This is a genomic window from Natrinema limicola JCM 13563 (genome assembly GCF_000337475.1).
GTDB classification, from domain to species: domain Archaea; phylum Halobacteriota; class Halobacteria; order Halobacteriales; family Natrialbaceae; genus Natrinema; species Natrinema limicola.
The window spans coordinates 18913-31249 of sequence record NZ_AOIT01000065.1 but is presented as its reverse complement, the minus strand read 5'-3'; the positions used below and the strand labels follow the sequence as shown (position 1 = coordinate 31249).

Annotated in this window: 10 protein-coding genes and 3 pseudogenes; 7 read left to right on the top strand and 6 right to left on the bottom strand. The window is 55.1% G+C overall.

All coding sequences use genetic code 11. The annotated features are described in order from the left end of the window. Positions 1-49 precede the first annotated feature (49 nt). On the top strand, positions 50-571 hold the full coding sequence (locus C476_RS15425; protein ID WP_049911976.1) for an Lrp/AsnC family transcriptional regulator: 522 nt from the start codon (positions 50-52) through the stop codon (positions 569-571). Between the two features lie 221 nt (positions 572-792). Here the strand turns inward: C476_RS15425 and C476_RS19455 are convergent. After that, a pseudogene (locus C476_RS19455) lies at positions 793-1014 on the bottom strand (ZIP family metal transporter); the annotation flags it as partial. Between the two features lie 57 nt (positions 1015-1071). Between C476_RS19455 and C476_RS15420 the strand changes: the two are divergent. Next, positions 1072-1194, top strand: a pseudogene (locus tag C476_RS15420) (IS6 family transposase); the annotation flags it as partial. 504 nt (positions 1195-1698) lie between these two features. On the opposite strand, the gene C476_RS19450 reads toward C476_RS15420, so the two are convergent. From C476_RS19450 to C476_RS15405, 4 genes are all read right to left on the bottom strand, one after another. Then, complete coding sequence (locus C476_RS19450; RefSeq protein ID WP_008014598.1) at positions 1699-1836, bottom strand: hypothetical protein; 138 nt, start codon at positions 1834-1836, stop codon at positions 1699-1701. A gap of 27 nt (positions 1837-1863) precedes the next feature. Next, positions 1864-2142, bottom strand: coding sequence for a hypothetical protein (locus C476_RS15415; RefSeq protein WP_241430508.1), 279 nt, complete (start codon positions 2140-2142; stop codon positions 1864-1866). Between the two features lie 213 nt (positions 2143-2355). Further along, complete coding sequence (locus C476_RS15410) at positions 2356-2817, bottom strand: hypothetical protein (protein ID WP_008014595.1); 462 nt, start codon at positions 2815-2817, stop codon at positions 2356-2358. Further along, positions 2814-3689, bottom strand: coding sequence for a ParA family protein (locus C476_RS15405; RefSeq protein ID WP_008014594.1), 876 nt, complete (start codon positions 3687-3689; stop codon positions 2814-2816). Before C476_RS15405 ends, C476_RS15410 begins: the two co-directional genes overlap by 4 nt. A 672-nt stretch (positions 3690-4361) precedes the next feature. Between C476_RS15405 and C476_RS19830 the strand changes: the two are divergent. Further along, positions 4362-5023 (top strand): annotated as a pseudogene (locus C476_RS19830) (transposase); the annotation flags it as partial. Positions 5024-5792: 769 nt separating this feature from the next. Then, positions 5793-6842 carry a polysaccharide biosynthesis protein gene (locus tag C476_RS15390; RefSeq protein ID WP_049911950.1) on the top strand — a complete coding sequence of 350 codons (1050 nt, stop codon included), beginning with the start codon at positions 5793-5795 and terminating at the stop codon, positions 6840-6842. Between the two features lie 172 nt (positions 6843-7014). Here C476_RS15390 and C476_RS15385 read toward each other — a convergent pair whose 3' ends face one another. Beyond that, positions 7015-7983, bottom strand: coding sequence for an alkaline phosphatase family protein (locus C476_RS15385; RefSeq protein WP_008014590.1), 969 nt, complete (start codon positions 7981-7983; stop codon positions 7015-7017). A 244-nt stretch (positions 7984-8227) separates the two neighbouring features. On the opposite strand from C476_RS15385, the gene C476_RS15380 reads away from it, so the two are divergent. From C476_RS15380 to C476_RS15370, 3 genes are all read left to right on the top strand, one after another. Continuing rightward, complete coding sequence (locus tag C476_RS15380) at positions 8228-9718, top strand: flippase (RefSeq protein WP_008014589.1); 1491 nt, start codon at positions 8228-8230, stop codon at positions 9716-9718. Between the two features lie 287 nt (positions 9719-10005). Next, positions 10006-10944, top strand: a complete 939-nt coding sequence (locus C476_RS15375) for a carbohydrate kinase family protein (RefSeq protein WP_008014588.1) — start codon at positions 10006-10008, stop codon at positions 10942-10944. Positions 10945-11336: 392 nt separating this feature from the next. Beyond that, on the top strand, positions 11337-12098 hold the full coding sequence (locus C476_RS15370) for a class I SAM-dependent methyltransferase (protein WP_008014586.1): 762 nt from the start codon (positions 11337-11339) through the stop codon (positions 12096-12098). Positions 12099-12337 lie beyond the last annotated feature (239 nt).

Sequence of the window (12337 nt, the reverse complement as noted above, 5' to 3'; positions counted from 1 at the left end):
ATCGGAACGAACCTAACATATTAACGAGATGAATGCCAACAACCAATCGATGCCGAAGGTAGCGCTCGACGAGGTGGACTTCCAGATTCTCCGCCGGCTTGACGAAAACGGGGATATCGACGTCGACGAACTGAGCGAGGAACTCGACGTCAGTACCTCTACGATTTACTATCGGATGGAGAACTATCGGGAGAAGGACATCGTGAAAGGAGAGATCGCTCAGCTTGATCCCCAGAAACTCGGTCTCGAGCTGACAGCGATTACCGAAATCAATGCCGACTACGACGGTCCTGGGTACGAGGAAGTCGCCGAGAAAATCGCTGGCCTCTCCGGCGTTCAGCGGGTCTTCTTCATGCTCGGTGAGATGTCGTTCTACGTGTTATCTCGTGTCCGCGATCACGAGCATCTCCAGAAACTCATGGAGGAAATCATCCAGACCGAGGGTGTGGACAACTCGACGACGAACATTGTGCTGCGGACGTTCAAAGACGAGGACCGCCTGCTGGTCAACTACGACGATGAGGATCTAGAGCGGATCTTCGGAGACCAACGCCAGCCGGCAAACGACTGATACGGACTACTGTCAGTCATTTCCGGTGCAACCGCAACCCGCACTGCGGTTGCACCGGTACATCGTTACAGCAGACCGTATGAAGCCGTTCCACTCAATCGCCCAGCCTGCCACCACCTCGCCGAAAGCACTGATCAGTGCTGCTCTCTCTAATTCGGGTCGCTCGCTCACACATCCATCAGCGGTAGCATCGCCAGGATACCTGCCGCGAGCCCGACCAGTCACTCACGGTGTCCGTTATGCGGCAGTTCCGCGCCCGTTTTCAGCGCTTCCGGAATGAACGCTGTGGCCACTAAGTACACCATCGCACCGGCTGCGAACCCGAACGGCAGAAACGTCTCTGCCCACCTGACGAATGCAAACGCGATAACAGCGCCAATCGGCTGTGGAAGACTCGAGAAGACTGCTGCACCGATTATCCGCCAGTTTGACAGTCCCTTGGCAACGGCACTGTCTAGATGAGAGTTTGAGGAACGAGCAGGTGGTGGCAAGAGGTGTCCATGCAACTCGCCACCCTGCTCAGAGAGAGCTTAGACGTGGATTGTGATGAGGTTTGGGAGAACGAGCGCACCCCGACACCCATTAGGGTGTTCGGGGTGCGCCTGCATTTGAGGGGGTTGTCGGCGTGGGGCACTGTCTAGTTCCGCACCTCCTGATACTGCCGGACAGAACGACGTGACGATCGGTCGCGCTGCTGCGGCCGTCACCGGTGGAGACGGCCGCGAATTCACGACCGACTTCGTATTNTGACGATCGGTCGCGCTGCTGCGGCCGTCACCGGTGGAGACGGCCGCGAATTCACGACCGACTTCGTATTGACTGCTGTCCGGCAGTATGAGCTGGCGTTCGGCAATGGAGTGCTTGATTCAGCCGATCGTGGTTGTCGTGGTGTCTATACGGTCTGCTGTCAGTCATTTTCGGTGCACCCGCGACCCGTCCTGCGGTTGCACCGGTACATCGGTACAGCAGACCGTATAAACCGTCTGAGCCTCCACGAGTTATGTTTGTTCTGGGTAGAATAACTAAGATTCTAATCTAATAATCTAATGTGAGTGTCTATGGTACGTATCTAATTCGCTTTCTTTCTCCGGAGTGGTGCCAGTGGAGTCTCGAGCTCGACATGTCGGTCAGTCGTCGCTGGCCGGGCTACCGGCCGCCGACTGTGAACGAGATGCTTGCGGATCTTGCTGGAGCGAGAACGGGAGCACCATCGTCCCCGCGAGCGACTCGATGGCGCTGAACTCCTCGAGTCGAAGCGACAGCATTCCGAACACCGCCAGCGGTCTGCCCCATCATGCACGGTTTCGCGGGTTCGGGTTCTCGTTGCTCAGCGTGAGTGCCGAGAGCATACAGACCGCCGAACCGAGCGCCGTGATGATGTAACCCAGCGACGATGACGACGAATAGCACTGTAAGCACTGTGCCGTGCGGGTGATCTGGAGTACTTTCGCGATTGCTGCGGAATTGCCCGCCGCGGCCATCGCCTCGGCGACCGGTCGCTGGTAGCCCGGCGCGAGCACCCAGCCGCCGATGAGCCCGTGTTGGATCCAGCTGAAGGCTGTCGGGACCACGACGAGCACTCTATTTATTCTGGACAAACTATCTAAGATTCTAATCTAAGAATACATGATTATCATCTAAGTTTGCATACCCCTCCTTCTCGAGAGATGAATTGTATGAATAATAGACAGATCTAGCTACGAACGGTAGATCACAACTTACCATATCAATGTTCAATCGGCCATGGGTAGGAGAATATAGGGAGGGGTGATTGACAGAAAACCTCACTCGAAGTCGTAGCCCCACTCTCGGAGCTGCTCAGCGAGTTCATCGAGATGCTCAAGGCCAACGAGAAGTGCCGCCTCGCGAAGATCGGCTTTCTTCACTGATTCTCCTAAGACAGCCTCGACATCCCGCTTTCCCTCACGCTGGCGATCCAGCGTTGACTGCTGGAGATGCAATTGGACAGTTTGTGCACGCCCGTCGGTGATACTGTTGCGCTCGTAGATCCAAGGAAGGACGGTGCTCGAGGGACTATCAGATGTAGTCTCGCTCCCATCGTTGTCACGACCCTGATCACGGTCGACGCTGGCCTCGGACGCATGATCAGTCTGAGTCGTCGACGTCGACGCCGATGGCTCGAGCGTGGCTGGTTCATCCGTTCCGGCATCGCTGCCGCCAGAATCGTCGTCTGTGTCACCACTGCTGAACGGATCACCGGCGCTTCCGCTTTTGAACCCCGTCATGCTGTCACCTCTTGCTCGAGCGCACCAGGCTCAGGCGGATGTGGTGCCTCAATCCCAGCCTCCTGCTCGAGGTAGCGAGCCAGTTGATCGAACTGGGCGAGTGTTTCGAGCTCGTAGTCCCGTTGACGGGCGCGCTGCTCACGAACGTATTTGAACGCTGAACACTGCTGCTTCCAGCAGCCTTCCATCATCGATGTCCGGTCGTTGATAACCTCCGGTGTTGGGAACTCGATTTCCTCGATGAGTTCTTTCTGGTCGTTCGTCCGCTTGAATCCGTTCGGGACTGCGGCCAGAACACCGACTTCAATATTTAACTGGTCAGCGAAGTTACTCGCGAGTTCCTCGAGACCTTCGACCGATGCCCGTCCCTTGGCCGAGGGCTCGACGGGGATCACCAGATTTCGCGTCGCGAAGATGGCGTTGTAGAGGTGATCCGACTCGGTCGCTGGCGGATCGCAGATCAGGACATCGTACTGCTCCCCAACGCCAGCATCAGCGAGGACGCGCTGCAGTTGGGCGTAGATATTGTACGCGTCGCCGAAGTCCTCGGCTTTCTGCTGTTCGCGAGCGAGGTGATCTGCGAGATCCGAGAGCATATTGTGCTCTGGAATGATATCGACACCCTCCGACGTTCGGATAAGGTCTTCAAATGGGCCCTTCGGCGCATTAACCATATGACGGACGAGGTTGTCCGCATCGCTGCTGGCACGGTCTTCGTCGACACCGAGTAGCCGGCTGAGGTCGCCGTCCTGCGGATCCAGTGGGACGACCAGGACGTCGAGACCTGCTCGAGCGTGCGCGACAGCCAGATTCGCTGTCAGCGACGATTTTCCGACGCCACCCGCTTCGGAGTACACTGTGTACGAAAGCATGAGTGTCTCTTGTGAGTTACTAAGATAAGAAACTACGCAAAGCATCCAAGAAATATACCTAAGTTAGGCTTCTTAGACCCATATCTAGGATTCTTAGCTAAGAGATCTATAGCTACCACATAAATGTAGCGTCTTAGGGACAGAGAGCACAATCACAGCCAAGAAGTTTGTCTTAGAGTGGTGTCTAAGATCTTGAGGTAAGACGCGTATCTATGGTGACAATGGAGAGTGTAGCAGCGTGAACGAGCGGGAAGCCATATCTATGATCTATATCCAAGATAGGTATCTATGACTACCGTATACGGTGTGGGTGTTGGGGGAAAATTGATTAACACCTGAGAATCATATCTTAGACACTTATCTAAGGGCCCCCCAACACAGTATTGATATCTAAGATAGAGCACTGGCTCTCACAGATGTCATACTGACAGAAGGGAGAGTACGATTACATCAAAGAAAACAATCTTAGAAACACATCTATGAGAGTAGTATTAGAGTCTTATCTAAGGAAGTCAGCTAAGGGGCACATCTAAGAAAGTTAGTCAATATACGTTCAACTGCAGAAGATTTTCTCGAGTTCTCTCGGTCGTATCGACGTTTCGGTTCTCAAATCGGAGTTGAAAGACCGCACATTCTCAGCCAAGTCAGCGAGTTCTCCCGGAACTCGGTGAGGTGTTCTCCAGTTGGGTCGGCAAGCGCGAAAACGGGAACACGAAAGCGAACCCACCCGGCTACCGCAAAACGCAACGGCGAACACCCACACTCAACGGTCACGTTCAAGCAGGCTAGCTTCAAGCACGACGCCGCGACCAACCGTCTCAGGCTCTCGAATGGTGAAAGACTCAAGGACGATTGGTCTCACTTCGTGCTCTGTGAGTACGAAGTCATTGGCCCACCTGCAACGACAATCGAGAACGTTCAACGAGTTCGTGCCGTGTACGAACACGGCGAGTGGCGATTGCATATCGTCTGTCGCGCCGAGATCGACGTGCCCGATTCACCCGGCAACGGAGTTGCCGGGATTGACCTCGAGATTTGCAGCATCGCCGCTGTGTCGTTTGGCGACGAATCCGTGTTGTACCCCGGCAGGGAACTCAAAGAGGCGAATACTACTTCGCCAAGAAACGTGCCAGTTCGACACGAGTTCGTCGCGGGAAGCGCGACAGCTCGACCAACAGCGCACTGACCGCCGGATCCACTGCTTGCAGACGCTCTCGAAAGCGATTGTCATTGAGTGTCTCGAGCGGGATATTGGCACGATTGTCGTGGGCGACCGTGGGGGCATCCGCGAAGACGACGAAACCGGCGAACTCACCAATTGGGGCGACCATGGCAAGCCCCTCAGCGAGCGCTCGAGTGGGCGCGAGCAGGGTAGGGAAGATGTCAAGATACCATACTATTTCTTCAACGGTATCGATGTCATTGAAGTCCTCTGGTTCAGGATAGTGTGCCTACGACCCGTAGTGTGCGCCGTTGAGCACCCATGGATCACAGAGCACTGATGTATCGCCGTCTTTGATGGGGATCGCGGCCGATTCGAGGTCTGTACTCTGCATAGTACCCCCGAAGAAAAGAAGTCATTTTGTTATTCGATTGGTATTAGATACCGTGTAACAATTGTATTTTTGATAAGATGAGCGTATTGAGTGTACGCTTCTATGTCTCTGTAAATGGCTTGCGATAAGATGAAAGCGTAACTAGATCTGGTGGTTGAGAAACTCAGTTTTTGATATTATATGATTGCTGTGTGGGTGGGACATTCAAGACCGTTGGTGACGGTACATCTTCGATCTCGTTGGCTCCTAATTGCTTGATTTGCGTAGTAATTGGCCTCACCGACTCCGATAACCGTGCTATCAAAGCAGAGTTTGAGACTAACTATCAGCAACTCTGATATACTAGTTGAGACAACCAATGTCCGCGTTCGAAATATAGTGACATGTGTATTTCTTTGAAAATATGGGGTAAGAATCCACTAATAAACACATTATTCCTGATATTAATGTATACATCACCAATTATACATCGATATTTGTATACAAACTCGCTCGAGTTCTATGTCTGGTAGAATTAACTAATACAAAGGCTTCCCAGAGTTCGTGTGTGATCACCGAACAAGAGATGTTTCTAGTCACGGGCGCTGGTTCGATCGGCCGGTCACTGATTCCGCGGCTTCTCGAGCGGAATCCGGAACGGCTGCGAATTCTCGATAACGACGAGTCCAGACTCGTCAGACTGCAGACGCAGTTTGACGACGATCGGTTGCAGTTCGTTGTCGGTGATATTAGGGACGAGAGTTGTCTCGAGCGAGCGATGGAGTGCATCGATGTCGTGATCCACACGGCGGCGATGAAACATGTTGATGTCTGTCAGCATGACCCGTACGAGGCCGTCAAGACGAACGTCGTCGGCCTTCAGAACGTCGTCGATACAGCACTCGACGCAGGTGTCGAGCGGGTCGTCTTCACAAGCAGTGATAAGGCGGTGAACCCCGCAAACGCGATGGGAACGACCAAGCTCCTCGGCGAACAGTTGATATCATCTAGGCGAATCGGAGCGGACCGATCCGAACTCCGACTCGCGTCTGTTCGGTTCGGCAACGTCATTAACTCCTCACAGTCGGTGATTCCCCTCTTCGCTGAACAGATTCGATCGGGTGGCCCAGTTACGTTGACTGATAAGCGAATGACACGGTTCTTCCTCACGTACGACGACGTGTTCGCCCTGGTTATGCAATCACTCGATCGGGCCCGGGACGGCGAAGTATTCGTCTACAAAATGCCTGCTATTCGAATCATCGATCTCGCGAACGCGATGATTGAGACGATGGCTCCGGAGTATGGGTATGATCCCAGCAACATTGAAATTGAGCTGATTGGCCCTCGGATCGGTGAAACCTTCCACGAGGAAATTATGACGGAACGTGAGATAAATAGGGCGTATGAGACCGATTCACTCTATGCGATTCGGCCGGAGTCGGCAGGCAATGACCCTGCTGACTCCCTGTCTGATTTCACCCCTGCGACCGACATCGTCCGTTCGTCGGGGGATGCCGAGAAGCTTGACAAGTCTGAGATCGTCTCACTGCTCCGAAACACGGAGCCAAAAGCGCGCAACGACGACAAACGGTTCGTCGAAGCGCAGCAGGCTTGATCGTCTGGCTTCGGCTACTGCATAGTCATATCGTAATCATCCTCTGCTATTTTGCCGTTGACACAGTGGGGAATGAAACGAAAATGACATACAAGTGCGAACGGTCACGACGGTCGTTTCGATCCGCACGAACTATCCGCGATGTTTGAACTCCGAACGGATTGGACGGCGTTCAGACATATCCGAGAGCACTCAACCGGTCCTCAACCACGTCGTCATTGGTCTCTGTTTCGTCCTGCTGGGGTGGTTCCGAAACGATTCGGCGTCGATCGGCAGTCTCGAGTTCAAGCCATGGGACGGTCCGAACTTCATCGCGGTTGAGCCCGCGTGGGTGGCCGTACATACGCATTGGAATGGGGAAGCCTCGCTCGCCGATCAGGTTGCCATGGTCGGAGGTGACGACACTCTTCCCAGACAGTGTCTCGAGCAGCCGTTCGACGTGGGGAAAGAGGAGATCGAGGTTTTCCCGGTACGCCATGAGCACCGTCTCAGCGTCCACAGTATCCTCGTAAATAAGGCCGAACCAGGGATTAGGTGCGTCGCTTCGCTCTGCTGCATCGAGATCTTTGATACCCATGTGATCGAAAGTCTGGCCAGTTGGTCCGAGGAACGGAAAGTGTGGCTGCATGAAATGAACGATCAACCGTTTTTCGGGATAGCGATCGAGGGCTTCGATTGCCTCCTCGACAACTGCCGCTGGTCGAACCGTGCCTGACTCTTCGTCCCAGCGAGTTTCGAGCAAGTTCTCGACGGCGTGGAAGGTGTTCTCTGGGAGTTCGTAGACGTGTGGATTGGCCGTCACATAGACTGTGTCGTGGAGCGTGCGGCCGGCGAAGTTCGCGTTCATGAATTCCCAACTGTCGCTGCCCTTCGAGCGGACCGACTGAAGGTCTCCATTGAGTTGATTCCGCGCGTCGAAAAGGTCGTATCGACAGGCATCGAGGAGTATCAGATTGTCCCAGTCGGCGGCGATCATATCGATGTTCTCGTCTGTTCCGCTCAGAGCCTTGAGCACACGTCGGGACCGGGAGTTAACCCACAGCGTCCAGTTGAACAGTTCCCGGCGCAGCAGACGCGGGTTCTTGAATACTCGTTTGAGGTTCTCGACGGAGTAGTGGTCAGGCAGGATCGTAGACATCATATGGAATGACATGGGTCACGGAAGCTATTGTAATGTCGACGAAACAACCGCGTATTCGATACATACACGATAGGACGACACAGGAGGCTGCCGAAAGCTTGTTACCTCCAATCCTGATTCACGTCGCGGCTGACACAGAGGCCGATTACGACGAAGCCGTCGCTGGATCTAGTTTGGATAGGCAAGGGGATTCTAAGCCGTAATGACCGCACTACTAACTGGTCGATACTGGAAATTGCGCTGAATGTCCGAACAATCGTCTTCCACACTCAACTCTCTACGATCGGTCGCTGACGGCGCGTCGCTTCACTACGTCGGGATGCTCGTAATAAATCTCGCCGGATTTCTCTTGACTCTCGTTCTGACTCGTACGCTCGGTGCGACCATCTATGGCATTTACGCCTACGGGACGATGGTACTCCAGTCGGTATTGACTGTCTCGAACTTCGGGACCGATGTCTCGGCAACGCGGTATCTCGCCGCGAATCGCAGCGATCCAGCCTATCAAAACCGTATCCTCGGACTTGCGTATGCGACAACACTTGGCGTCAGTCTCGTCGTTGCGGTGTTTCTCTTTGTCATGGCACCGACGATCAATGCTTACACCCTCGAGGAACCGCTGTTCGAGCCAGCTATGCGGGTGTTTGCGGTCGCGTTGCCGTTCCAGGCACTGACCTATGTCGTTTCGAGTACGTTCCGTGGTCTCGAAATGGCCGTCGGGAAGACAGTCGTTGCCGTCCTTGGTCCGGTCGCCCAGTTGATCGCCATCGTGGCTGCGGTGGCGGTCGGCTACTCCGTGCTTGGGGTCGCCGCCGCGTACGCAGTCGCCTGTCTCGTCGCGTTCTCGATTGCATTCTGGTACGCCCTCGCTCAATCCGACCTGCGACCCGAGTTCAACTTTTCGCGTCGCGAGGCGCTTGACTTCTACGACTACTCAGCACCACTGACGCTGTCCAAGGCCGGGAACTTTCTGTTCAAGCGGATCGACGTGTTCATGGTTGGGATCTTTCTCGCAGCTGCCGATGTCGGTATCTACAACGTCGCGGTCCTGCTTGCGACGGTTCTCGCGATGCCGCTAATTGGCATCAACCAGTTGTTTCCACCGGTGGCGTCGCGACTTCACTCAGAAGGGGCGATCGACGAACTCGAGTCCGTATACGCGACGGTGACCCGCTGGTCGATCACAGCCTCGATCATCTTGGCGCTGCCGGTCGTTATCTATCGCACCGAAATCCTCGCCCTGTTCGGCCCAGAATTCGTCGCGGGAACAACCGTTGTGATTTTGTTCGTCGCTGCCCAGCTGTTCAACGCCGCTTCCGGTCCAGCCAATGATCTGCTGACGATGACCGACCATCAGTATCTTGTCATGGTGAACCACCTAGTATTTGGCGGCCTCAATGTCGTTCTCAACTATATTTTCATCCTCGAGTTCGGGATGATCGGGGCAGCACTTGCGACCGCGAGTATACTCGCTGCGTTGAATATCCTACGGGTCGCTCAGGTCTGGTATCTCGAGGGGCTATTCGCCTACTCTGTGACACTGTGGAAGCCGCTTGCAGCCACAGCCCTCGCTGCCGTGGTCATGTGGCTCGCTGGGTTGTACGTTGATGGATTGGTACTTGTAATCGTCGGCAGCACTGCCGGCGTCGCTGCGTATTTGATGTCTCTCTATCAACTCGGACTCGACGACCGGGATCGTGAACTCGCCGGTGAGTACCTTGGTCTGATGGGATGAGTTAGAATCCCGATTGGCAACTATTCATTCTTGCCTACAGATATAATTCGGAGAGAACGATACCCGTATGTAGAACATAGGTAAATGGTGTTGAATATTTCTAATTTGATTGGTTGCCGCACTAAACAATCCCATGGACGGGACAGCAGTCAGCCAGTACTTCGACGTAACGGCCCCTGGAGGGGGACCAACACTGTTGATACAGTCGTTCCTCGACCCAAGCCCAGTTCCGGCACCGAGAACAGCTGTGGAGCCCGTAACTGGAGATCACGTGAGGGGTGAGATAGATGACAGAGACACTTGACGTCGTAGTCATCGGCAGTGCGCTACTGGACAAACAGTACTCGGTCTCGAATCTCCCAGCACCTGATGGCGGAGCCTTCGCGCACGACGAGTCAGTAGCGTTTGGCGGCGTCGCCGCGAATGTGGCAGTGGCGCTCTCGCGACTGGGGCGATCGACTGGCGTCGTCGTCCGACTCGGCGACGATGATGTCGCCGACGCGGTCGCAGACAACCTCCGTGAGGAAGGTATAACGCTCGATCACGTCAGACGAGGGAACCAACCGTCGACCTACTGCATGGTCTTTTCCGACTCCGACGGGGAGCGGACGATCGTCACTCGGAGCGGAGCGGCCAAGAACCTGCGACTGACCGATCACGACGAAACGATCCTTCGATCGGCCACATTCGTGTTCGCCAACGGGTATTGTCCGGACTGTGTCACGAGCAGGCTGGGCGAACTCGCTGCGAACGGAGCGATTCGACTCGCGTTCGACCTCGCTAGCCCGCTCGACGGATTGAAAGACCGTGGGACCGAGCGCGAAACGGTCGACGCCCTACTCCCGCATCTTGAACTATTCGTTGCCAATGAGACGTCGGTTCGGTCCTATCTCGGGGCTAGCGGCTTGGATGCGGTCGACGTACTGCGAGCCCACGGCGTTTCTCGTGGAGCCCTTACCCGCGGGGAGCGTGGCGCGGTCCTCTGGGCGAACGGCTCAGTCGTCGAACTGTCGGCGATGGACGTGGACGTCATCGATACGACAGGCGCGGGTGATGCGTTCGTGAGCGGCTTGCTCCACCGTTGGTTGCTCGCGGATGCACCGATTCGCTCGGCCGGACGATTCGCGACGGCAGCTGCGGGCTACAACTGTACCCAGCAAGGTGCCCGCAGTGGGATGGTTGGCGAAGACCGCCTCAAAGCCGTGGTCCGGAATTGGCCTGCATAGAACGCGAGGACAACGTCCATTCTACAGACGAACTTCGCGTTTTGTCCAGGCCGAATCATCCAGTGTTTGGATCAGTACGGCTGTCGCTCATTTTTAGCGGTGACGGTGAGGGTGCCAAGCCCCCGCCCTACTCGCCGCCTTCGGCGGCTCCTCGAGGGCGGGGTCGTTCACCGTCTGTCGAACGGTTTCGTGAGATATTGCCGGTGGGACCGTGACCGTCCTGCGGCCCTACCGGGACATCGGTACAGCAGACCGTCTGAAGCAACACGAGACACCGTCATGACGTCTCTGTATTCAGCAGCTAATATATTACACACAGAGAACGCCGAACGGCAGATCGTATCGCAGAAAATACTAATACAAGCGTATCTCTTCGGTGGCGGGTAGATACTATGGATGGAGAAACTGTCGGCCAGTACTTCAACGCGGAGGCCGACACGTACACACACGAGCACAGTTCGAACGAAATCGAAAACTCGCCCATCGTCGACGGATTTATTGATCCGATATGTGAGCGGGGAGATCGTATTCTGGAGATCGGATGCGGTGACGGGCTTCTGCTCGAATATGCGCTCGAGAGCACTGATATTTCCGATGCATATGGAGTAGACATTTCGACGGAGATGCTCCCTAACGTAGGCGATGACGTTCAGGCGGAATATCTCCGAGCCTCAGCGACGGACCTTCCGTTGCCGTTCCAGCCCGAGTCCTTCGATTTCGTCATGATGAGTGACGTGCTTCACCACCTCGTGGGAGAGAGCCGGTCAGCGTCGAAGCGGAAAGCGCAAGCCGCTCTGATCGAGGCAGTGAACCTGCTCCGACCTGGGGGGCACCTAATTCTCAAGGATATCTACTATCAGAGTCCTGTCGGTCCTGAGACGCTGACCTCTCAGCTGATCTTCTATGGGCTGAAACACCTCCCCCAGATCGCATCGGTGGTCGATGAGGAGGTGCTTCCCGGACTCCTCGTCTCGTTTTACACGCCCGACGAACTTGTCGAATTGCTCCAACAGTCGGGGACGCGGATCGTCGAAAAGGAACTGGAGATAACGCCAGTGAGTTCGCTCCCAAGGCGACTTCTCATCGGTAAGTCGGGTTGTATCCGACTGTATGCCCAGAAGAAAGAACGTGGCAGAATCCGATCTAGTTTCTGATGACGCTGCCCTGCCCTCCCAGACACGGACGCACGGCATAGGAAGCTGGGGCGGCGAGGCAATTATTACTACCCCGGTACCCGATCTCGCTGTCGTTGATACGACGGGAGTGGGAGACGCATTTTCCCGTTATCGCTGTCACGGCTAGTTGGAATGGAAAGTCAGATAACGGGGACCTATGAACAGTATGTTTATTTTATCTTCATTTTCAGTTCGTACCGGCAGTCTGTTGGCTGCGG